The organism is Pseudomonas sp. G3-39 (assembly GCF_054790485.1).
Genome location: NZ_CP186497.1, coordinates 3,316,927 through 3,339,404 on the forward strand (window position 1 = coordinate 3,316,927; position 22,478 = coordinate 3,339,404).

At 62.7% G+C, this 22,478-nt stretch carries 20 protein-coding genes and 1 pseudogene; 10 read left to right on the plus strand and 11 right to left on the minus strand.

Going from position 1 to position 22,478, the window contains the following annotated elements; translation table 11 throughout:
• Positions 1 to 80 precede the first annotated feature (80 nt).
• The gene (locus ACOYXG_RS14610; RefSeq protein ID WP_027613688.1) at positions 81 to 1,226 is read left to right on the plus strand and encodes a sterol desaturase/SRPBCC family protein; all 1,146 of its coding nucleotides are present in this window, start codon (positions 81 to 83) and stop codon (positions 1,224 to 1,226) included.
• Entirely contained in the window at positions 1,223 to 2,293 is a 1,071-nt protein-coding gene (locus ACOYXG_RS14615) for an SMP-30/gluconolactonase/LRE family protein (RefSeq protein WP_027613687.1), read from the plus strand. Before ACOYXG_RS14610 ends, ACOYXG_RS14615 begins: the two co-directional genes overlap by 4 nt.
• 107 nt (positions 2,294 to 2,400) lie before the next feature.
• On the opposite strand, the gene ACOYXG_RS14620 is transcribed toward ACOYXG_RS14615, so the two are convergent.
• Both ACOYXG_RS14620 and ACOYXG_RS14625 read right to left on the minus strand, forming a co-directional pair.
• Positions 2,401 to 2,565, minus strand: coding sequence for a hypothetical protein (locus ACOYXG_RS14620; RefSeq protein WP_166495921.1), 165 nt, complete (start codon positions 2,563 to 2,565; stop codon positions 2,401 to 2,403).
• A 108-nt stretch (positions 2,566 to 2,673) separates the two neighbouring features.
• Positions 2,674 to 2,916, minus strand: coding sequence for a YdcH family protein (locus ACOYXG_RS14625; protein ID WP_003225561.1), 243 nt, complete (start codon positions 2,914 to 2,916; stop codon positions 2,674 to 2,676).
• A 204-nt stretch (positions 2,917 to 3,120) separates the two neighbouring features.
• Between ACOYXG_RS14625 and ACOYXG_RS14630 the strand changes: the two genes are divergently transcribed.
• On the plus strand, positions 3,121 to 3,642 hold the full coding sequence (locus tag ACOYXG_RS14630) for a DUF4142 domain-containing protein (RefSeq protein ID WP_460352439.1): 522 nt from the start codon (positions 3,121 to 3,123) through the stop codon (positions 3,640 to 3,642).
• A 62-nt stretch (positions 3,643 to 3,704) separates the two neighbouring features.
• Here ACOYXG_RS14630 and ACOYXG_RS14635 read toward each other — a convergent pair whose 3' ends face one another.
• A complete protein-coding gene (locus ACOYXG_RS14635) occupies positions 3,705 to 3,974 on the minus strand; it encodes a hypothetical protein (protein ID WP_115989649.1) in 270 nt (89 codons plus the stop codon).
• A gap of 250 nt (positions 3,975 to 4,224) precedes the next feature.
• On the opposite strand from ACOYXG_RS14635, the gene ACOYXG_RS14640 reads away from it, so the two are divergent.
• Genes ACOYXG_RS14640 through ACOYXG_RS14665 form a run of 6 tightly spaced genes read left to right on the plus strand, consistent with a single transcriptional unit; the run spans position 4,225 to position 9,652 of the window.
• Positions 4,225 to 5,076 carry an STAS domain-containing protein gene (locus ACOYXG_RS14640; protein WP_096796830.1) on the plus strand — a complete coding sequence of 284 codons (852 nt, stop codon included), beginning with the start codon at positions 4,225 to 4,227 and terminating at the stop codon, positions 5,074 to 5,076.
• 4 nt (positions 5,077 to 5,080) lie between these two features.
• A complete protein-coding gene (locus tag ACOYXG_RS14645) occupies positions 5,081 to 5,443 on the plus strand; it encodes an STAS domain-containing protein (protein WP_007912539.1) in 363 nt (120 codons plus the stop codon).
• Positions 5,440 to 5,844, plus strand: coding sequence for an anti-sigma regulatory factor (locus ACOYXG_RS14650; protein WP_003225570.1), 405 nt, complete (start codon positions 5,440 to 5,442; stop codon positions 5,842 to 5,844). The genes ACOYXG_RS14645 and ACOYXG_RS14650 overlap by 4 nt, the downstream gene beginning before the upstream one ends.
• Positions 5,841 to 6,851, plus strand: a complete 1,011-nt coding sequence (locus tag ACOYXG_RS14655; protein ID WP_460358467.1) for an ATP-binding protein — start codon at positions 5,841 to 5,843, stop codon at positions 6,849 to 6,851. The genes ACOYXG_RS14650 and ACOYXG_RS14655 overlap by 4 nt, the downstream gene beginning before the upstream one ends.
• Positions 6,844 to 7,719, plus strand: a complete 876-nt coding sequence (locus ACOYXG_RS14660; RefSeq protein ID WP_027613679.1) for a sensor histidine kinase — start codon at positions 6,844 to 6,846, stop codon at positions 7,717 to 7,719. Before ACOYXG_RS14655 ends, ACOYXG_RS14660 begins: the two co-directional genes overlap by 8 nt.
• Positions 7,709 to 9,652, plus strand: a complete 1,944-nt coding sequence (locus ACOYXG_RS14665) for a response regulator (protein ID WP_460352443.1) — start codon at positions 7,709 to 7,711, stop codon at positions 9,650 to 9,652. The genes ACOYXG_RS14660 and ACOYXG_RS14665 overlap by 11 nt, the downstream gene beginning before the upstream one ends.
• 195 nt (positions 9,653 to 9,847) lie before the next feature.
• On the opposite strand, the gene ACOYXG_RS14670 is transcribed toward ACOYXG_RS14665, so the two are convergent.
• From ACOYXG_RS14670 to ACOYXG_RS14680, 3 genes are all read right to left on the minus strand, one after another.
• Positions 9,848 to 12,481 (minus strand): excinuclease ABC subunit UvrA, encoded by a 2,634-nt coding sequence (locus ACOYXG_RS14670; RefSeq protein ID WP_460352445.1) that lies wholly within the window; start codon positions 12,479 to 12,481, stop codon positions 9,848 to 9,850.
• Between the two features lie 177 nt (positions 12,482 to 12,658).
• Positions 12,659 to 14,770, minus strand: coding sequence for an ATP-binding protein (locus ACOYXG_RS14675; protein ID WP_460352447.1), 2,112 nt, complete (start codon positions 14,768 to 14,770; stop codon positions 12,659 to 12,661).
• 133 nt (positions 14,771 to 14,903) lie between these two features.
• Positions 14,904 to 15,593, minus strand: coding sequence for a GntR family transcriptional regulator (locus tag ACOYXG_RS14680; RefSeq protein WP_027613675.1), 690 nt, complete (start codon positions 15,591 to 15,593; stop codon positions 14,904 to 14,906).
• A 91-nt stretch (positions 15,594 to 15,684) separates the two neighbouring features.
• Between ACOYXG_RS14680 and ACOYXG_RS14685 the strand changes: the two are divergent.
• A pseudogene (locus tag ACOYXG_RS14685) lies at positions 15,685 to 15,792 on the plus strand (flavin reductase family protein); the annotation flags it as partial.
• A gap of 166 nt (positions 15,793 to 15,958) precedes the next feature.
• On the opposite strand, the gene ACOYXG_RS14690 reads toward ACOYXG_RS14685, so the two are convergent.
• The 5 genes from ACOYXG_RS14690 to ACOYXG_RS14710 all read right to left on the minus strand — a co-directional run bounded on the left by ACOYXG_RS14690 (position 15,959) and on the right by ACOYXG_RS14710 (position 22,477).
• Positions 15,959 to 16,618, minus strand: coding sequence for a DUF799 domain-containing protein (locus tag ACOYXG_RS14690; protein ID WP_027613674.1), 660 nt, complete (start codon positions 16,616 to 16,618; stop codon positions 15,959 to 15,961).
• Complete coding sequence (locus ACOYXG_RS14695) at positions 16,615 to 16,983, minus strand: DUF4810 domain-containing protein (RefSeq protein WP_003225593.1); 369 nt, start codon at positions 16,981 to 16,983, stop codon at positions 16,615 to 16,617. Before ACOYXG_RS14695 ends, ACOYXG_RS14690 begins: the two co-directional genes overlap by 4 nt.
• A gap of 28 nt (positions 16,984 to 17,011) precedes the next feature.
• A complete protein-coding gene (locus ACOYXG_RS14700) occupies positions 17,012 to 17,698 on the minus strand; it encodes a CsgG/HfaB family protein (RefSeq protein ID WP_177439976.1) in 687 nt (228 codons plus the stop codon).
• Between the two features lie 289 nt (positions 17,699 to 17,987).
• The gene (locus tag ACOYXG_RS14705) at positions 17,988 to 21,086 is read right to left on the minus strand and encodes an error-prone DNA polymerase (protein WP_460352450.1); all 3,099 of its coding nucleotides are present in this window, start codon (positions 21,084 to 21,086) and stop codon (positions 17,988 to 17,990) included.
• On the minus strand, positions 21,062 to 22,477 hold the full coding sequence (locus tag ACOYXG_RS14710; RefSeq protein ID WP_225135193.1) for a Y-family DNA polymerase: 1,416 nt from the start codon (positions 22,475 to 22,477) through the stop codon (positions 21,062 to 21,064). Before ACOYXG_RS14710 ends, ACOYXG_RS14705 begins: the two co-directional genes overlap by 25 nt.
• Between the last annotated feature and the right edge of the window lies 1 nt (position 22,478).

The following is a 22,478-nucleotide window of genomic DNA, read 5'->3' on the forward strand; positions in this document are numbered from 1 at the left end:
TGCCGCCAAGGTGCGGCCTGCACAAACGACCGAATCGGCTAATCTGCCGGGTATAACAACAATACCCGCAGGTGAACGCAGTGAGGCAGACCACCGAGGCATTCCGCAGCCGCTATCGCGCGGCCATTCATCCGTTGTACAACCCGTGGCTGCACGGCGCCTTCGTGCTGCTGTTTGGCGTGCTGGCGATCGGCGCCTTCTGGAGCAGCGCGCATCAGGTGCAGCCGCTGGAATGGCTGAGCGTGCCGCTGACCCTGCTGCTGTTCAACTTTGGCGTGTACATGGTCCATCGCCATCTCGGCCATCACAAAAAGACTTTCGCCAAGCTGTTCTATGCCCGACATGCCGGCGACCATCACAGCTTTTTCACCCCCGGCCACATGACGTACGACGGCGCCCGCGACTGGCGGGTGATTCTGTTTCCAGCCTGGCTGATCGTCGTGCATACACTGGTTTTCACCCTGCCGCTGTGGTGGCTGCTCGCGCAGTTCAACACCAATGTCGCCGGGCTGTTCGGCGGCTGCATGGTGCTGGGTTATCTGACCTACGAAGTGTTTCACGCCTGCGAGCATCTACCGCCGAATAATCCGCTGACCCACCTGCCGTGGATCCGCCAGATGCGTCATCTGCACGAACTGCATCACCGTCGCGAGCGCATGCAGGAGCGTAATTTCAATATCGTTTTTCCGCTGATGGATTACCTGTTCGGCACCCTGTACTGGGAACCGCCACCCGCCCCGTTGCGCTATTCGAGATCGCCCATGACCCGCATGCAGCACCAGATCGATATAGCCGGCGAACCGATCGCCGTGCTCCGCTACGCCGCCAGCGTCAACCACTGGCCCGAGTGGCACCCGTCGTCGCTGAAAATCGACGGCCCGCAAGGCCCGCTGCATGCCGGCGCGCGTTTCGAAGAAGACATTCATGCCGGCGGGCGCGCCGGCCATTTGCGCTGGGAGGTCACCGAGTATCTGCCCGGTCGCCGCTGGTGCGCCAAGGCGCGGGGCGATCATGGCTTGTCGCTGTTGCTGACCTACGAGTGCGCGGCGCAAGGCGACGGCACGCGGTTCGTGCGCACTCTGGATTACCGGTTCGATGGCCTTGGCATGCGCCTGGCCAATCTGCTGCTGCTCAAGCGCCGTATCGAGCGGGAATCGGCGACCTCGATGCAGGCCCTGCGCGACATGGCGCTCAGGCACCTGACGCTGACGGGGCACCTTTCATGAAGCGTCTGCTGTTATTGCTGGTGATCCTCGTCATCGCGTTTCTGCTGCTGATGCCGACCAAGGTGCAGCCGGTGGCGTGGAAACCGCCAGCGGCGCCGTCACTGAACGAAGGGGTCTACGCGGAAAACCAGCGGCTCAAGGCCGTCGAACAGGTTGGCCCGAGCGACATCGACGGCCCCGAAGCACTGCTGCTGGAGGGCGATTACCTGATCACTGGCCTGCATGACGGGCGACTGATCCGCACGAGCCTCGATGGCAAGGAGCGCAAGGTGCTGAGCGACACTGGCGGCCGGCCGCTGGGCTTGGCGCGGCATCCCAATGGTTTGCTGGTGATTGCCGACGGGGTCAAGGGTCTGCTGTCGCTCGACGCCCAGGGTCAGTTGATTCCTCTGACCACCGAGGCCAATGGCCTGCCTTTCGGTTTTACCGACGACGTGGCGATCGACAAGTCCGGGCACTACGCCTATTTCAGCGATGCCAGCAGCCGCTGGGGCTACGGCCATGACGGTGAGGCGATCATTGAACATGGCGGTGACGGGCGCCTGCTGCGCTATGACTTTCAGACCGGCAAGACCAGCGTGCTGCTGGACAAACTGCAGTTTGCCAACGGCGTGACCCTCGGCCCGGATGACGCTTATGTGCTGGTCAACGAAACCGGCGCCTACCGCATCAGTCGTTACTGGCTGACGGGACCCAAGGCCGGCACCCATGACCTGTTCATCGACAACCTGCCCGGCCTGCCGGACAACCTCGCGTTCAATGGCAGCAACCGCTTCTGGGTCGCGCTGTACGCACCGCGCAGTGCCTTGCTCGACGGCACCGCCGGGCATCCGCGGGTGCGCAAGATGATCGTGCGCGCGCTGACGGTGCTGCCAAAACCGGTGGAGAAACGCGGGTTCGTCCTGGGGCTGGACCTTGAGGGCAAGGTGATCGCCAATCTGCAGGACGCCAGCAGCGGCAATTACTCTCCGATCACCACAGCGCGCGAGTATGGGGACTGGTTGTATCTGGGGTCGCTGAAGGCTACGCACATGGCGCGGCTACCGTTGGCGGATGCGTTGAAGTGAGCCTGCTGGTTTTATGTTAGATCAACTGACGTCATCGCGAGCAGGCTCACTCCTACAGTTGATAGCATTCCAACTGTAGGAGTGAGCCTGCTCGCGATAGCGGTCTTTCAATTGCCCGATCTGTCGAACTTGTCCGGATCTTCATCTTCAGGAAGATCTTCGTCCGGCTCTTCGGGAAAAGTGGTGGTGTGTGCCGGGCTGTTGGGCTCAGGGTGAGTGGGAACCGGGTCGAAACCGCCCTGCTCTTCACTGGGGAATCTGGGTGTGTTCATGTGGCACCTCGCAAAGAGTCGCTGAGTGAAGACTCTGTACATTCGAGGTGCCGGTCAGGGGCTGCGTTCAGTCATTTCACCATTTTGAAGCGGTGAAGCGACTGACGGTCAGGATCGAGCCTGCAACTGCGCGACGATCTTGTCTTTGACCTGCAAGCGTTTCTCTTTGAGTTTCTTCAGGGTGTCATCGCTGGGTGCATCCGAGGTCGCCGTCTCGGCCTTGACTACTTCGGCGTCCGCCTGGGAATACTTGTTGATCAGTGCATCCAGAAATGGATCCTCGGTGCGTTTTTGCTGGATCTCTTCCTTCGTTAGCTTCAAGTCCTGATACAGGTCATGAGTCACCGGCATGGAACACCTCCGTCAGTTGATCGGCAACCAACGCGACCGATTGCGCTGGCAGTTATCAGAATGGCCTTGGTCGGGCCGTTCTGTCGACCACCTGTCAGACCAGCGGTTGCCGTTCGTCGCCCTGTCGGAAACGCGATCAAACCTTTTTCCGCTGTGCTCCCTCCATTGCATAACGTCAACAAAAACCTGTGTGGAGATACATCAATGGACGGATTCAACCTGCGTCATCTCGTTCTGGCTGTCGCTCTGAGCAGCGGCATGGGCAGTGCCTTCGCCGTCACTTCCAACGACTTCGTCGACAACGCCGCTGCCGGTGGCATCGCGGAGATCGAGACCAGTCGCCTCGCCCTGGAAAAAAGTCAGTCGGCCGACATCAAGGCGTTCGCCAACATGATGATCACCGACCACAGCAAGGCCAACGACGAACTGGCCAGCATTGCCAAGGCCAATGACATCGAAGTCCCTGACACCACCACCCTGGTCAAACAGGCCAAGGAAAAGATCCTCGACATGCGCGATGAATCCTTCGACGCGGCCTACGCCAACAACCAGGTCAAGGCCCACGAAGAAACCATCGAACTGTTCAAGAAAGAAGCCAACACCGTGACCGACGACAAAGTCAAAGGAGCCCCGGAACTGAAGGCCTTTGCACAGAAAATGCTCCCGGCGCTGGAAAAACACCTGACCGCGGCCAAAGAGCTGCAAGCCAAGCACCCGAGCAAGTAACCCGGGCGCTGTACAGCAAAAGGCCGCATTGATGAATGCGGCCTTTTGTCGTTTCAGCGCGATCAACCGCCGTCAGTATCGATGTCGGCATCGGTTTCTTCACCGGGCTTCGGACGATCGGGCTCAGGTTCGAAACCGGGGCTGAATTCGTTGTCGTTGTCGGTGTGTCTGTTCTTCTGGTCCACCACCGGATCGGCGCTCTGCGCCTGCTCGGCGCCACCCGAGGGTTGCGTTGGCGGGTTCTGCCCCGGCACTTGCGGATCGATGGCCGGGTCGTTGCGATTGATCGGTTCGGCGTCCGGTTTCTGCTGCTGTTGCGATTGCTCGTTCATAGCCACCTCGTTTTTCAATGCTGGCGCGACTCAGATCCGTCGGCCTTGTATATTCGAAGCCGCTACGGTGCCAACGTTCAAAACATCGCTGGTTTGAAGGGCGCCGACTAGAGTTACCGGGGCATTTCTTGCGCCGGATCAAAAATATCCCTGAGCAACCGAACAACTATTTTGAACGGCAAAGGTCACTGACTTCGCACCGGTCACTTTTTACAGAACCGGCCCCAATACGCTACGGAGCAACAGGCACATGGCAGCACTGCAGAACAGCACATTCGATGCGATGAAAAACAAACAACCACAACTGCTGAGCGAATGGATCAACGGCCTGGAAGCCAGCGGCGCCACCCGCAACCTCAAAGACCATGACCTGCAACAACAGACCAGCGAATTCCTGCAATTGGTGATCAATGGCCTGCAGGATGACAACGGCACCAACATCAATGCGCCGGGTTGGGAAGCCACCCGCCAGTTCCTCGAAAAGCTCTCCCACAGCCGCGCCCAGCTCGGTCAGGATTCGCAACAGACCGCCAGTTTCATCTTCGCCCTGAAGGGCCCGCTGTTTGCCCTGCTGCAAGCGCACTACAAAGAACAGCCAGCGCTGCTCGCCGAACAACTCTGGGAAATTTCCGAACTGTTCGACGCCTTCGGCATGCACACCATCCGCACCTTCCAGAAGTCCCGTGAAGCGGTGATCAAACGCCAACAGGAAGAACTGCTGGAGCTCTCCACGCCGGTGGTCAAGCTGTGGGATGGCGTCCTGGCGCTGCCGATGATCGGCACCCTCGACTCGCAACGTACTCAAGTGGTGATGGAGTCCTTGCTGCAACGCATCGTCGACACCGGTTCGGAAATCGCCATCATCGACATCACCGGCGTACCGACCGTCGACACCCTGGTCGCCCAGCACCTGCTGAAAACCGTGACCGCGATTCGCCTGATGGGCGCCGACTGCATCATCAGCGGCGTGCGTCCGCAAATCGCCCAGACCATCGTCCACCTGGGCCTCGACCTGCAAGGCGTGGTGACCAAGGCCAACCTTGCCGACGCACTGAAGCTCGCCCTCTCCCGCCTGGGCATCAGCCTCGGCAAAGCGGTCTGAGCCGATGGAACGTATCCCGATTCTCCAAATGGGCAAGTTCCTGCTGGTCACCATTCAGGTCGACATGCATGACCAGCTCGCCCTCACATTGCAGGACGACTTGTCCGAGCGCATCAGCAAGACCTCGGCGCGTGGCGTGCTGATCGACATCTCGGCGCTGGACATGGTCGACTCGTTCATTGGCCGGATGATCAGCACGATCTCCGGGCTGTCGAAAATCATGGACGCCGAAACCATGCTGGTCGGCATGCAGCCGGCCGTGGCGATCACCCTGGTCGAACTCGGCCTGACCCTGCCCGGCGTCAGCACCGCACTGAACGTCGAGCGCGGGATGAAACTGCTGCAGGAACGAGTAGACCGGCAATGACCGTACGCAGCAGCGGTACTCAACCCATCCATATCGAGCAGGATGTCGTGCTCGCACGCCAGACCGCCCGCAAACTCGCCACCGAATGCGGGATGCGCCTGATCGACCTGACCAAAATGGTCACGGCGGTCAGCGAACTGGCGCGCAACACCATGGTGTACGGTGGCGGCGGCGACATGGACTGGCAGATTCTCGATGAAGATCACAAGGTCGGTCTGCGCTTGACGTTCCGTGACGAAGGCCCCGGTATTGCCGATATCAAACTGGCGATGACCGACGGCTGGACCTCCGGCAGCGGCATGGGCCTGGGCCTGACCGGGGCAAAACGGCTGGTCGAGGAGTTCGAACTGGACACCGAGCCGGGCAAGGGCACGCGAATAACGATCACCCGATGGACATGAATATCGCTGGGTCGCTGACCCAGGTACTGCTGATCGAAGACAGCAGCCAGATCGGCCATGCCCGGCGCACCGCGCAACGGCTCGCCGAGCAACACGGTTTTGATGCAACCGATGCCGGGCGGGTGGCGCTGGTCGCCACCGAACTGGCCAGCAACGTGCTCAAGCACGCCAGCCGCGGCGAGCTTCATCTGCGGTTGTTGCCGCGCCCCGGCGGATTCGGCATCGAGATGCTCGCGGTCGATCGCGCACAGGGCTTTGACCTCGACGCGTGCCTGACCGACGGTTTTTCCACCGGCGGCACCCAAGGCATCGGACTGGGCGCCGTGGCGCGGCAGACCGAGGTCTTCGACGTGCACGCCGACGCCCGTGGGGCGGTGCTGCTGGCGCGTCTGTATCCGCGCGGCGACCGTCAACCGGACTTGCGCTACGGCGTCAGCCAGCACTCGTTGCACAACGACCCGGCGTGCGGCGACACCTGGCACCTGGCGTACAACGGCGCGAATGTCAGTGCGCTGATCATCGACGGCCTCGGCCACGGTGAGGATGCCGAACGCGCGGCCAAGGCCGGCGAGCGGGTGTTCGCCGAGACCCCGTTCGCCAGCCCGGTACTGCTGATGGAGGATATGCACCGCGACATGATCGGCAGCCGTGGCGGCGCCGCCGCGTTCGCCCAGTTCAATGCCGCCCGCGACGGCCTGACCTTTACTGGCGTGGGCAACATCGGCGCCAGCCTGATCACCGCCGACAAGTCGCGGGGCCTGGCCTCGCACCCGGGCATCGTCGGCGGCCAATACCGGAAAGCCCAGCCTTTTGACTATGCTCACGTGAACGGACATCTATTGATCATGTACAGCGACGGCCTGCAGTCCCGTTGGAATCTTCAAGACTACCCCGGTCTGGTGCACCGCCATCCCGCCGTGATAGCCAGCGTCCTGCACCGCGACTTCTGTCGCGGGCGCGACGACGTCACGGTACTGGTCGTTGCCCTGGAGGCCGCCCATGGCTGAGTCGCCAACCCTGAATGCCGCCGAACAGGCTGCGCTGATCGCCCGATTGCAGAGCGAGACCGCCGCCCTGCGCGCAGAACTCGACGAGACCAACCAGGGCGTGCTGGCGCTCTACGCCGAACTCGACACCCAGGCGGAAGAACTGAGGCAGGCTTCGGACCTGAAAAGCCGCTTTCTGTCGTACATGAGCCATGAGTTCCGCACCCCGCTCGGCTCGATCCTCAGCATCAACAGCCTGCTGGCTGACGAACTCGACGGCCCGCTCAGCCCCGAGCAGCACAAGCAGGTGGCGTTCGTCAGCAGCGCCGCCCGCGAACTCAGCGACATGGTCGATGACTTGCTCGATCTGGCGAAGATCGAAGCCGGGCGGATCACTATTTCCCCGGCATGGTTCGACATGTTCGACCTGTTCTCCGCCCTGCGCGGGATGTTCCGGCCGATCGTCGATGCGTCGGCGGTGGACCTGATCTTCGAAGAGCCAGTCGGCCTGCCACGCCTGTACACCGACGACAAAAAACTCGGGCAGATTCTGCGCAACTTCATTTCCAACTCGCTGAAATTCACCACCCGCGGTGAAGTGCGGGTTTCGGCGCGCCTGGAAGGCTCGGACAAAGTACGTTTTGCCGTCAGCGACACCGGGATCGGTATCGCGCCGGAGCTGCACGGTGCATTGTTCGAGGACTTCTCGCAGGTCGACTCGCCGCTGCAGAAACGTCTGCGCGGCACCGGCCTCGGCTTGTCCCTGTGCAAGCGCTTCGCTGCCCTGCTCGGCGGCGAGGTCGGGATGGACAGCACACCGGGGGTCGGCTCGACCTTTTTCGTGATCATTCCGCTGGCGCTCGCCTTGGAGAACGTCGATGAAACGTGACATCCGTCTATTGATCGTCGACGACAACGCCGCCACCCGCTACGCCCTGCGCCGGCGCCTGGAGCGCCATGGCTACGAGGTGCTGGAGGCCGGCACCGGCAGCGAGGGCCTGGCGCTGATCGCGAGCGAGCCACTCGATGCGCTGATCCTCGACGTCAACCTGCCGGACATGAGCGGCTTCGACATCGTGCGCATCTTGCGTGCTGATGCACGCACCGCGTTGCTGCCAGTGATCCACGTGTCTGCCGCGTCGATCCAGACCGGGGACATCATCACCGGTCTCGATGCCGGGGCGGATGCCTACCTGATTCATCCGGTAGACCCGGACGTATTGCTGGCGACCCTGCGCACTCTGCTGCGGGTACGTGATACCGAAAACGCGCTGCGCGAGAGCGAGGCCCGCTTCCGCGAGATTTTCGTCAATGTCTCGGCGCCGATTGCCGTGCTTGATGCCAACCTGAAAGTGCATGAGTGCAACCACGCCTTCACGCAGATGATTCAGGACAACCGCAACCCGGAAACGCTCAGCGAGTGCTTTGACCAAGACCAGGGCGCGATCCTCAACGAGTTGCGCCTGCGGCTGGTTGATGGTGAGCGCTGGAAAGGCACGTTGAACATGCGCGTACAGGGCGAGGTCCGCGAAACCGAATGGCAGATTTCCCCGTACCGCACACCGCAGCTGAGCCTGGTATTCGTCGAAGACGTCACTGAGCATCGCCACCGCGAGCGCTCGCACCTGGCACAGCTGGACGACACCACCACACAACTGGCCAAGGAAGTTGCCGAGCGGGTGCGCGCCGAATCGCAGTTGCTGCAAGTGCAGAAAATGGACGCACTGGGCAAGCTCACCGGAGGCATCGCCCACGACTTCAACAATCTGCTGACCGGGATCATCACCAGCCTCGAACTGATCCAGAAACGCATGGCCGATGCGCGTCCGGACAAGGTGCAGTTCTACGCCGAAGCCGCACTGAATTCGGCGATGAGTGCGGCGTCCCTCACTCATCGTCTGCTGGCCTTCGCCCGCCAACAGCCACTGGATACCCGGCCGGTGGACATCAATGAGCAGGTGCGCTCGCTGGAAGAATTGCTGATGCGCACCATCGGCGAACGCATCACCCTCAAGCTTGAACTGACCAACAAACCGGCGATTGCCCTGGTCGACCCGGTACAGCTGGAAAGCGCGGTGCTGAATCTGGTCATCAACGCCCGGGATGCGCTGCCCCGAGGCGGCAATATCTGGGTCAACACCTATGCCGCGTATTCCCACGGCGACCCGAACATGGCCGATGGTGCGTATGTCGCGCTGTCGGTGCGCGATGACGGCACCGGTATCGAGCACAGTGTGATCGACAAGGTGTTCGATCCGTTCTTCACCACCAAACCGCTGGGCCAGGGTACGGGTCTGGGGTTGTCGACGATTTACGGTTTCGCCCGCCAGTCCGGTGGCGATGCGCACATCCGCAGCGTGGCACGGCGCGGCACGGAAGTGACCATCATGCTGCCGGCGACGAACGACCCGACCGGCGCCGACATCCCGGCGCCGAAGGTTGATCCGCAGGGCGCCGGTGAGCATGTCCTGATTGTCGAGGACATGCCGGCAGTGCGTATGTTCGTCACCGAAGTGCTGGAAGACGCGGGTTACCGCTGCACGCAGGCGGCGGATATCGAAACCGCGCTGGAGCGCTTGCAGAATGATCCGACGATCGACCTGCTGCTGAGCGACGTCGGTCTGCCGCGCATGAGCGGCCGGGAACTGGCGGACGTGGCGCGGGGCTGGCGTGAAAGCCTGCCGATTCTGTTCATGACCGGTTATGCCGAGACCGCGATCAATCGCCAGGTGTTCCTGGGCAGCGGCATGGAGATGCTGGTCAAGCCGTTCCAGATCAGCGAACTGCTGGACAAGGTCCGCCGCACGCTTGATGGTGCCTGATACACCGCCATCAGGTTGCTCGGTTGAGAACACAGACCCTGTAGGAGTGAGCCTGCTCGCGATGGCGTCAGGTCAGTCAATTCATTTCTGGCTGACACTCCGCTATCGCGAGCAGGCTCACTCCTACAAGGGATTGCGGTGTGACATCTTCCGAGTACACCGCAGCCCCCTGTGGGGCCAGTAGGAACGGCGTCGCTATCGGCTCAAGGCCCGGGCCAGAAATGGCGCGGTGCGGCTCTTTTTGCTCGCTGCGACTTTCTGCGGGGTGCCGGCCGCGACGATTTTGCCGCCCTGATCCCCGGCCCCCGGGCCGATGTCGATCACCCAGTCACTCTGTGCGACTACGCGCATTTCATGCTCGACCACGATCACCGTGTGCCCGGCCGTGACCAGCGTATCCAGTTGCTCCAACAACCGATCGACGTCCCGCGGATGCAGCCCGGTGGTCGGTTCGTCCAGCACATACAGGGTCGCGCCGCGCTGATTGCGCTGCAGCTCAGTGGCCAGTTTGATCCGTTGTGCTTCACCACCGGACAACTCCGTGGCCGGTTGGCCGAGCCGCAGATAACCGAGGCCGATATCACGCAGCACCTCCAGTGAACGACGAATCCCCGGCTGCTCGTTGAACACTTCTACCGCCTCTTCCACGGTCAGTTGCAGCACCTGCGCAATGCTCAAGCCTTGCCACTGAATCGCCAGGGTCTGCGGGTTGTAGCGCGCGCCATGACAGGTCGGGCACGGCGCATACACGCTCGGCATGAACAGCAACTCGACGCTGACAAAACCTTCACCCTCGCAGGTCGGGCAACGCCCCTTGGCGACGTTGAAGGAAAACTGCCCGGCGTCATACCCCGCCGCCCGTGCCTCGGGCGTGGCGGCGAACAGTTTGCGCACGTTGTCAAACAGCCCGGTGTAGGTCGCCAGATTCGAACGTGGCGTGCGGCCGATGGGCTTTTGATCGACCTGCACCAGGCGCTTGATCGACTCCAACCCCGCAGTCACCTGACCAGTGCTGGCCTGCGGCGCATCGTCTTCGAGGCTGAGCTCTTCCGGCTCGTCCTCAACCAGCGGCCGCCCGAGTTGCGCGCCGACCAGTTCGAGCAACGCCTGACTGACCAGACTCGACTTGCCCGAACCGGACACCCCGGTGACCGAGGTGAAGCAGCCCAAGGGAAATTCAGCGCTGAGGTTGTGCAGGTTATTGCGGCTGATGCCATCGAGTTTCAGCCAACCGCTCGGCTTGCGCGCGGTGCGGGTCTGCCGCTGGCTCTCGGCAAACAGGTAGGCGCGGGTCTGCGATTCGTCGATCTCGGCCAGCCCGGCCGGAGGGCCGCTGTACAACACCCGCCCACCCTTCTCTCCCGCCGCCGGGCCGACATCGATCAGCCAGTCGGCGCGGCGCATGGTTTCCAGATCGTGCTCGACCACAAACAGCGTATTGCCATCGGTCTTCAAGCGCTGCAAGGCTTCGAACAGCGCCTCGCCATCGGCCGGATGCAGACCGGCGGACGGCTCGTCGAGCACATAGATCACGCCGAACAGTTGCGAGCCCAATTGCGTCGCCAGGCGCAGGCGCTGCAACTCGCCGGACGACAGTGTCGGCGTGCTGCGCTCCAGCGCCAGATAACCGAGGCCCAGATCGGTCAGGGTGCTGACCCGCTCCAGCAAGTCCTCGGCAATCCGCTGCGCTGCCAGGCGTTTTTCCAGCGACAGGTTTGGCGTGTGGCGTACGTCCGGCGCACTGGCGTGGCCGCTGGCACCGTGGGCCACGCGCTGCTGGCGCGCCTCGCGGGTTTGCGCATGGCTGAGGGTTTCGCCGCTTTCTTCGGCCTGCTGCAGATAGGTCGCCGCAGCCACGGGTTTCAATACTTCGGCCACTTGCAGCAGTGGCATCTGCGACAGCTCACCGATGTCGTAACCGGCAAAGGTCACCGACAACGCTTCACGCTTGAGGCGCTTGCCGTCGCATAACGGACACGGGCTGCCAAGCATGAACTGCGAAACGCGCTTCTTCATCAGCGCACTTTGCGAGTGGGTAAAGGTGTGCAGGATGTAACGGCGGGCGCCGGTGAAGGTGCCCTGATAACTCGGTTCCATCTTGCGCTTGAGGGCGACCCGGGTTTCCTCCGGGGTCAGCCCGGCGTACACCGGCACGGTCGGGGTTTCTTCGGTGAACAGAATCCAGTCACGCTGCTTTTTCGGCAGTTTCTTCCAGGGAATATCGACGTCGATGCCCATGGTCACGAGGATGTCGCGCAGGTTCTGCCCCTGCCACGCCAGCGGCCAGGAGGCCACGGCGCGTTGGCGGATGGTCAGGTTCGGATCGGGCACCATCAGCGCCTCGGTCACCTCGTAGACCCGGCCCAGACCGTGGCACTCCGGGCACGCGCCTTGCGGGGTGTTCGGCGAGAAATCCTCGGCGTAGAGCATCGGCTGCCCCGGTGGATAACTGCCGGCGCGGGAATAGAGCATGCGGATCAGGCTCGACAAGGTGGTCACGCTGCCCACCGACGACCGCGTGCTCGGCGTACCGCGCTGCTGTTGCAGGGCCACGGCGGGCGGCAGGCCTTCGATGGAGTCGACATCCGGCACCCCGACCTGATCGATCAACCGCCGCGCATACGGCGCCACTGACTCGAAATAACGCCGTTGGGCTTCAGCGTACAACGTTGAAAACGCCAGCGACGACTTACCCGAACCGGAAACGCCAGTAAACACCACCAGCGCATCGCGGGGGATGTCGACGTCGACGTTCTTCAGATTGTGTTCGCGGGCGCCACGCACCCGGACCATGCCGGTAGGTGCTTTGGAATTACGCTTGGAAGTCATTGGCTGTCCCTGCAGAAAAATGGGGGTCGAAGCTGAACCCTGTGGTGAGGGGATTTATCCCCGATCGGCGGCGCAGCCGGCGCAGTTACTGCAAATTCCATATAGCTGGGAAAATGCTGGGGAGTGCTGGGGAGTGCTGCGCACTCCATCGGGGATGAATCCCCTCGCCACAGGGAATCAGGCACTCAGCACCGAGCGAATCATCTGCAACAACGCCTCCGGGCCATACGGCTTGCCCAGCAAATGCGTGTCCGGGCTCAACTGGTGGTTGCGCGAAATGATGTCGCGGGTGTGGCCGGAGGTGAACAGCACCGCCACCGGTGGTGTCTGCACCTTGGCCCACGCCGCCAGATCGGAGCTTTTGATCAGCCCTGGCATCACCACGTCGGTGAAAATCAGATCCACTTGCGCGCCGTCCAGCAGCAACTGCATTGCCACGTCGCCATTGCTCGCAGTCAGTACCCGGTAGCCTTCCTCGCGCAGCAATTCCACTGCCGAGGCGCGCACCGCGTCGTTGTCTTCAACCACCAGAATGGTTTCGTGGCCGCCGCTCTGCTGCGGGTCGACGCTCGGCGTCTCATCGAGAACCGGACGCAGGCTGCGCGGAAAGTACAGTTGCACCCGCGTGCCTTCGCCCACGGTGCTGTCGATCTCGACGTGGCCACCACTCTGTTTGACGAAGCCGAACACCATGCTCAGACCGAGCCCGGTGCCCTGGCCGTCAGCCTTGGTGGTGAAGAATGGCTCGAACACCTGCTCGAGCATTTGCGGCGCAATGCCGACGCCGGTATCGCTGACCACCACCCGCACGAAATCGCCGGCGACGATGCCTTTGCCCGCGCAAAAAGTGCTGTCCAGCCGAGTATTAATGGCACTGAGGACAATCGTACCCTCGCCTTTCATCGCATCGCGGGCGTTGATCGCCAGATTGAGAATGGCGTTTTCCAGTTGATTGCGGTCGACGTTGATGTGCCACGGGTCCTGCGGCAATTGCACGTCGATCTGAATGGTTTCGCCCAATGCGCGCTGCAGCAATTCACCGACGCCGTCGAAGATCTGCCGCGGATCGCACACCGCCGGCGACAACGGTTGGCGCCGGGCAAAGGCGAGCAGTTGCGACGACAGCTTGGCGCCGCGCTCGACCGCTGCCAGCGAGGCGCTGACCCGGCGTTGCACGTTGGCATTGTCCGGCTCATGCCGCGCCAGCAGGTGCAGGTTGCCGGCGATCACTTGCAGCAGGTTGTTGAAGTCGTGGGCCACGCCGCCGGTCAGTCCGCCGATGGCTTCAAGCTTCTGCGACTGGCGCAGTTGCTCTTCCGCCGCCAGTCGAGCATCCACTTCGTTGGCCACCCGCTGCTCCAGGTTGCGCGTGAATTTGAGCAGGGATTCTTCGGCAATCTTGCGTTCATGGATGTCGATCAACACCCCGGGAAAACGAAACGGCGCACCGTGTTCGTCGAACTCGCAGGCGCCACTGGCGAGCACCCACAGGTAGCTGCCGTCCGCACGCCGCACGCGGTATTCGGCGTTGTACGGCTCACCGGTCTGCAGCGAATGACTGACCCGATCATGCACCCACGCCAGGTCGTCCGGGTGGATCCGCGACTCATTGACGGATTGCGGCAGGTTGCTCAAGTCCTGATCCGGCGGATAGCAAAAGGTCCGGGCGAAACGCTCGTCGGCCGACAGCACATTGTTCTTCACGTCCCAGACGAACGAGCCGAGCAAGGCCCCGGCATTCAGCGCCAGACGCACCCGTTCGTTGTCGGCCCGATAAGCGTCTTCTGCCGCCTGACGCAGGCGCTCGGAACGCACCAACTCGGTGGTCTCGACCACCATCGCCATCACTCCTGAAGGCACGCCGTCATCGTTGGCCACCGGGCTGTAATACAGATCCATCCAGACATCTTCGGGCACGCCATCGCGCAGCAGCACCAGTTCCTTGTTGCGGTAGGACAAGGTGCCGCCCGCCAGACAGGTGTCGACCACGTGCCGGTTGAACTCGGCGACTTCCGGCCACCCCAGTTCCACCGGTGCGCCTAGCAGATACGGGTGGCGACCACCGGCAAACTGTGAGTAGGCGTCGTTGTAGATCATGTAGCCGGCGTGGCCCCAGAGCATGACCATCGGCAAGGGCGAGGCCAGCATCAATTGCACGGTGCTGCACAAGCTGGCAGGCCAGGTGTCGAGCGGGCCGAGTTCGGTGAGGCGCCAGTCGAACGCGCAAATGCGTTCGGCCATCTCGCCTTTCCAGCCGTCACAACCGTGGCTATCGGATAAAAACTGCATCGATTGACTCGGTGTCCTGTGGTGTTTGCCCGATACATCGCGACGGCAGAACGCCGCGACGCCCGTCTGTTTCGAGCCTCATCGGCCGTAATGGTTTCATTAGAGGTATAGCCGATTTCAGACCAGGCCCGGATCAGACCCCGATCAGGTGCTTGAGCGGATGGTAGCCAGTTTTCATCTTCGCCGCGACGTCGAGAATCGCCTTCTCGATGCCGTTCAAATGCGTGCAGGTCAGTTCGATGGCGGCGCTCTGGTCGCCCGCCTCGATGTATTCGATCAGGCGCAGATGTTCGTTGTCACGGCAGGCTTCATGGCTGTCGTCATCCAGTGCAGCGACATACAGCGAGGCGCGGGAAATCAGCTTCTGGAACCAGTCGAGCAGCACCGGGTTGTTGAGGCTGCGCGCCAGTTTGAGGTGGAACTCGCCGAGCAGGTAAATCAGTTGCTCGTGATCGCCTGCCGCGTGGGCTGCGTCCTCCAGTAGCAGGTGCTCGCGCAAGACCTGCATGGCGGCGGTGTCCTTGCGCCGACAGAGTTCGGTGACCATGCCGATTTCGATCAGCCGCCGGGTTTCGAACAGCGAGCGGATCTCTTCGTTGCTGGGCAGCGACACCGATGCACCTTTATTCGGCTCGGTGGTGACCAGCCCCTCGGCTTCCAGTTGCTTGAGCGCGGCGCGTACCGACGTGCGGCTGACATTGAACAGTTCGGCCAGGGACGCTTCGCCCAGCTTCATCCCCGGACGCAGCGAACGCTTGCTGATCGCCTGGTAAACCCCTTGGTAGACGCGGTCGACCGTGGTTTCCAGTTTCTTCTCGGTCATTCGAACACTCCTTTAGCCTCGGGCAAACACGGTGTTGCAGCGTTATTCGCCGTTTGCGCAGATAAGTGTGGCGCAGGATATCGCCTTCGGCGTCGAGATGCAGGGTCTGGATACGATTGGTCGGCGGGATGATTTCGATTTGCCGACCCGCTCATTGCAAGCGTGGACGGAAGCAGCGGGCGGTGGCGAGCGGTTTTGGCGGTCGCCAAATAAATCGGCTGCGAAACGCCTTCCCCTTGTGGGAGCGGGCTTGCTCGCGAATGCGCCGGGTCAGTAAAACATTTGGCGACTGACCCACCGCATTCGTCGGAACGCCGCCCGGAGCAAGCCCGCTCCCACAGGAGATTTCAGGCGTGCCGGTAATTTCAGTCCGTGCCGTATTTCGGCGAGCGCGGGCCGTACAACAGGCCGGCGTGCTGACCGGCCGACAACAGGCGATTGCTCGCCACGCCGGCAATCGGATACCCGGCGTCGGTCGAACTGTTGATCACCTGCTTCACCGCGGCGGTGATCAGCATGCCGACCAAGCCGCCACCACTGTTATTGCCGCCCTCTTCGCTCGACGCCCGTGCCGAACCGGTCCACAGCGTGGTGCCGGATTTCAGGTCCACCAGTTTGGCGGTGGCAGTCACTGCAGTTTCGCTGCTGATCACCATGTAGCGCGTACCGTACTCGGTCACGGTGATGTACAGCGCAGCGTCGGCGCCGAAGATTTCCTTGAGCTTGTTGGCCGGCGCCTGATGGATGTCATCCGGGGTGGTCAGGCCGTTCTGGCGGAAGGTTTCGTCCACCAGGGTGATCGGCAGCACGTAGTAACCGGCTTCGGCCAATGGGAACGTCACCTGCGACAGCAAGCTGTAGGAAGCCTTGACGTCCGGCGAGGTGTTCAGCGGCGGCAGCACCAGAATGGTCTTCGGCCGTGCCTGTTTGTACGCCGAGTAATCCACGGTTTTCGGCGCGACGCAGCCACCGAGCACGGTCAGGGCCAAACCGGCGGCCAGCAGTTTCAGGGTGCGCGAGATCATTTGGCGTCTCCGGTCTTGGCGTTTTTAAGCAGAAAATCCATGTATGGGCCGGACTCGGGGAACAGCGCTTTTTCGGTGCGGAACTGCTGCACCATCTGATCGTCCTTGCCCATGCTCAGGTACAGCAGACCCAGGTGCGCGTGGTAACCCGGCGGCACGGCCTTGCCGGTGGAACGGATCTTCTGCAGGTCGCGCTCCAGCACTTCGGCCTGGGCTTCTTTAGGCTCTTCGCCTTTGAAGTATTCGTAAACCTGCGGTTGGTAGTCTTCCCACTGGTACAGGGTTTTCGGGCTGCTGCAACCGGCCAGCAAGGCGCTGGCGGCCAGCGTCAGGGCCAGCAGCGACCGCGACAAAGTCAGATTCATGGGTGTTGCTCCTTGCAATGAATAGCGATCAGTTGCCCGGTTTCCAGGCACCGGCGTTCATGCCATCAACCAGACGATTGATCGCCTCGCGCATGGCCAGATCGAGGACTTTGCCGTTGAGGGTGGAGTCGTACGCAGCGGTGCCGCCGAAGCCGATGATTTCGCGGTTGGACAAGGCGTACTCGCCGGCGCCTTGGGTCGAATACACCACTTCGGAGGTGCTGATATTGACGATGTTCAGGTTGACCTTGGCGTAGGCGACCTGGGTCTTGCCACGGCCGAGAATGCCGAACAGCTGGTGGTCGCCGGTTTCCTTGCGGCCGAACTCGGTGACGTCACCGGTGACCACGTAGTCGGCGCCCTTGAGGCGCTGGGCCTGGCCCTTGATCGCCGCTTCCTGCTGGATCTCGCCCATGTTGTCGCGATCCAGTACCGAGAAACGGTTGGTCTGCTGCAAGTGAGTGATCAGGATGGTCTTGGCCTGGCCGCCGAGACGATCAACACCATCGGAGAAGATCCCGCGCATGTAGCTGGAGCGGTTATCGAACTTGCCCACCGCCATCGGTACGCGAGCACCGGTCCAGACTTGCGTGGCGCTCTCGACCTTGGCCACCGGCAGTGCGCGGGAGCTTTCGGTGGCGCACCCGGCAAGGGAGCTGGCGAGGGTGCCGAGCACGGCAATCGCAACGCCTGAGACCAACATCCGGGAGATCATTCTCACTGTGCATTCCTTCTGAAAAAAAACGGTGTGTCCCGGCACGGCAAGGCGGTGGGGAGCGGAAAAGGGGCGGCATTATGACAAAGTGCCACCATTGGTGACAGAGATTTTTGACGCCAATCAATTGGCTTGCTTGGACACACACAAATCCCCCCTGTGGGAGCGGGCTTGCTCCGGGCGGCGTTCCGACGAAAGCGGTGTGTCAGCCACTTATTTGCCAACTGACACACCGTCTTCGCGAGCAAGCCCGCTCCCACAGGGGGGGGGATTTGTGGTGTTCTGGGGTTTAGTGGAAGTCGCGGCTCTGCACGCGGATGCCATCGAGCAACGGAGTCATATCGCTCAATCGCCCGGCGATCAAATGCCGCACTTCGCCCTCCCGCTCCCAGCGGCCATCGACCTTGAGCAATTGCGAACCGACCAGCACCTGACGCTGGCGCTCGGCCAGATCGCGCCAGACCACCACGTTGACGTTGCCGAACTCGTCTTCGAGGGTGACGAAAGTCACGCCGCTGGCAGTGCCCGGTCGCTGACGCCCGGTGACCAGCCCGGCGATGCTCACCGGCCGGCCGTGCTCGACGTCCAGCAACTCCTGAGAGCTGCGGCAACGCCGCGCCTTCAGTTCGCCACGCAGCAGCGCCAGCGGATGCGGCCCCAGTGTGGTGCCGATAGTCGCGTAATCGGCCTGCAGGTCCTCGCCGACACTCGGTTTGGGCAGCAGCACATCCGGCTCTTCCTGACTTGGCAAACCGGCAAACAGGCCCAGCTGTTTCTGCACCCCGGCCACTTCCCAGCGTGCGCGATGCCGATGCCCGGCCATGCCGCGCAACGCGCCGGAGTCAGCCAACAGCGCCTGGGCGCGACTGTCGAGCGCGGCCCGCTCGCCCAGATCGGCGACATCGGCAAATGCCCCGCGCGCCCGCGCCGCTTCGATGCGCCGGGCGTCATCCTCGCGAAAGCCCTTGATCATCCGCAGGCCCATGCGGATCGCCGGCTGCGCGCCGCTGATCGGTTCCAGGCTGCAATCCCAGTCGCTGGCGCGCACGTCCACCGGACGGATCTGCAACTGATGCCGACGGGCGTCCTGAAGGATCTGATCCGGGCTGTAAAAACCCATCGGCCAACTGTTGATCAACGCGCAGGCGAACGCCGCCGGTTCGTGACACTTGAGCCAGCAACTGGCGTAAGTCAGCAAGGCGAAACTGGCAGCGTGGGATTCGGGAAAGCCGTAACTGCCAAAGCCTTTGATCTGCTCAAAGATCTGCGCGGCGAATTCCTCGGTGTAGCCGTTTTTCTTCATGCCGGCGGCGAGGCGTTCCTTGTGCGGCTCCAAGCCTCCATGGCGTTTCCACGCGGCCATCGAGCGACGCAACTGATCGGCCTCGCCGGGGCTGTAGTCGGCCGCAACGATAGCGATCTGCATCACCTGTTCCTGAAACAGCGGCACGCCGAGGGTGCGTTTGAGCACCACTTCCAGTTCCGGCGAGGGATAGGTTTCCGGTTCTTCCTTGTTACGCCGGCGCAGGTACGGATGGACCATCCCGCCCTGAATCGGCCCCGGGCGGACGATCGCCACCTCGATCACCAGATCGTAGAACTTCGCCGGTTTCAGGCGCGGCAGCATCGACATCTGCGCCCGTGATTCGATCTGGAACACGCCAATGGTGTCGGCACGGCTGATCATCTCGTAGGTCGCTTTGTCTTTATCAGGGATCGTCGCCAGGCTGAGATCCAGATGGCGATGACGGCGCAGCAAGTCGAAACAACGACGGATCGCACTGAGCATGCCGAGGGCGAGGATATCGACCTTGAGCAGCCCGACCGCGTCGAGGTCGTCCTTGTCCCACTGAATGATCGTGCGCTCGGCCATCGCGGCGTTTTCCACCGGCACCAGCGTATCCAGCGGTTGCTCGGAAATCACGAAACCGCCGGGGTGCTGCGACAAGTGCCGGGGGAAGCCGATCAGTTGCCCGGTCAGGCTCAGCACTCGACGCAGCACCGGGCTGTCGGGGTCGAAGCCGCCTTCTAGCAAGCGCGCCAGCGGCGGTGTTTCGTCGCTCCAGTGGCCGCAGCAATCGGCCAGTGCATTGATCTGATCCGGCGGCAGCCCAAGGGCCTTGGCCACGTCACGCACCGCCCCGGCAGCGTGGTAGGTACTGACCACCGCCGTCAGCGCCGCACGCCGCCGGCCATATCGGCGAAACACGTATTGCAGGACTTCTTCGCGGCGTTCGTGCTCGAAGTCGACGTCGATGTCCGGCGGCTCGTTGCGCTCTTTCGACATGAAACGCTCGAACAGCAGCGTGGTGCGATCCGGGTCGATCTCGGTGATACCCAAAGCAAAACACACCGCCGAGTTGGCCGCCGAACCGCGGCCCTGACAGAGAATCTGCTGATCGCGGGCAAAGCGCACCACGTCGTGCACTGTGAGGAAGTAGCTTTCGTAGCCGAGTTCGGCGATCAGTTTCAGCTCATCGTCGATTTGCTTGAGCACTTTGGCCTGCGGCCCTTTTGGCCAGCGCCAGGCAATCCCTTCTTCGGTCAGTTGGCGCAACCAGGAACTGCCGGTGTGCCCCTGCGGCACCAGCTCCTTCGGATACTGATAGCGCAACTCGCTCAGTTCGAAAGTGCAGCGCCGCGCCAGTTGCACCGAGGCGTCGAGCAACGCCGGCGGATAAAGCTCACGCAACACCTCGAGGCTGCGTAGATGGCGCTCGCCGTTGGGGTGCAGGCGCAATCCGGCCTCGGCCACCGGGACGTGATGGCGGATCGCGGTCATGGTGTCCTGCAGGGCGCGCCGGCCACGGGCGTGCATGTGCACATCGCCGCTGGCCACGGCGGCAATCTGCAACTGCCCGGCCAGACTCAGCAGTGCCGCCAGCCGCCGCTGATCGTCCTGCCCGCGATGTAGCTGCACCGCCAGATACAGGCGCTCGCCGAAAGTCTGCTTCAGCCAACGGCCCTCCTCCACGTCATCGATGCTGTCCGGCACCCACACGGTGAACAACCCCGGCAACGGCTCGTTGAAGTCCTCGCGCAGCACCTGGTACTGGCCCTTCTGCGTACGCCGCCGGGCCTGAGTGATCAAGCCGCACAAGGCCTGATAGCCCGCCAGGTTCTCCACCAACAGCAGCAGTTTCGGGCCGTTATCGATGCGGATTTCGCTGCCGATGATCAGCGGCAGCTCCACCGATTTCGCCGCTTGCCAGGCCCGGACGATCCCGGCCAGGGTGCACTCGTCGGTGATCGCCAGCGCCTGATAACCGTGTTTTTTCGCCCGCTGAAACAGCTCAAGGGCACTGGAGGCACCGCGCTGGAAACTGAAATTCGACAGGCAGTGCAGCTCAGCATAGCCGTGGCTCATGCAAACCAGCCCTGCAGCCACAACGGACCGCCCTCGCCCACGGCCCGATAGGCCCAGCCCTGCTGACCGGCGCGGTTCTGGATCAGGTAGTAATCGCGGCGCACATCGTCACCGTCCCACCAGCCGGACTCGATGCGCTCCGGACCCATGAGAATCCGCGCCGAACCTTCCGGCACGCTCTGCGGTTCGCCGAGCAGCCAGCCCGGACGCTGCACGCTCGGCAAGCCTGTGCACCGCTGTTTGTCGACGCCGTGCTGCCACGCGCATTCCGGGCGATGGTCGGCCTGAAAGCGCAGGCCCTGCACCGCGTCATCGCCGAGCCGTGCACGCAGGCGTTCGCGCAATTGCTCCCAGGGCAAGGTCTGTTGCGGACGGTCATCGAACAGTTCCTGAAACTGCGGCACAAAACTCGGCAGGTCTTCGGCCCGCAGACGAAAGCCGCGTACCGGGGCCTCGACCTGGACTTGTTCCAGTCGCCCACGGGCCAGTTCAAAGAGCATCGCCGGATCGCGCTCGGCGCTGAGCAGGCCGACCTTGATCAGCGTGTCCGGCAGCCCGGCGTGCTCCAGATGCAGGTCGAAACGCTGCACGCCGCTGTCACGTCCGCAGAGGAATGCCGACAGGTCAGCGGTCAAGCGGCGTAACGGAAACAGCAGCGCCTGATGGGATTGCACGTCGAAATTGAGCTCGATGCGCACATCGAAACGATCCGGCGGCAGATAGAACGCCAAGGCCAGCGGACGCGCGCCAAACAAGGTGTCGAGGTGTTTGAGCATCGACGCTTCGAAACGCCGGGCCAGGGCCTGACGCGGCAGGCTTTGCAGCTGGTTCAGGTTGCGCAGGCCCATGCGCGTCAGCGCCGTGGCGACTTGCGGCTCCAGCCCGACACGGTCGACGGGCAACTTTCCGAGGTGATGCTGCAGGGCTTCACCGTCAGGCACCACCAGACCGTCGTAGGCGTTGGCCAGCACCCGCGCCGCCACCGGATTCGGTGCGGCGACGATGCGATGGCGGAAACCCAGCTCGGTCAGCTCCTTGCGCAGCCGCGCTTCGAACTGCGCCCAGGAGCCGAACAGGCCCAAACTCGACTCGATCTCGAACACCACGGTACGCGGATAATGCACGCTGACCTGCGCGCTGAAACGATAGGCCCACGCGGCGAGAAACTGCTGCCAGTGCTCGACCTCGGCGAGGTCGTAATCGGCGGTGGCAAAGCCTTTGCTTAGGGCCTGCGCGGCGGTCATCGACTGGCCGGCGCGCAAGCCGAGCTGGCGCGCCGCTGCATTCACCGCTTGCAGCACCCGGCGCTGGGCCGGGCCGCTGAGCAGCACCAACGGCTCATCGGGATCGGCACGCTGACGCAGCACCGCGTCGAGGGCCAATTGCGGGAACAGAATACACACCCAGCGCATG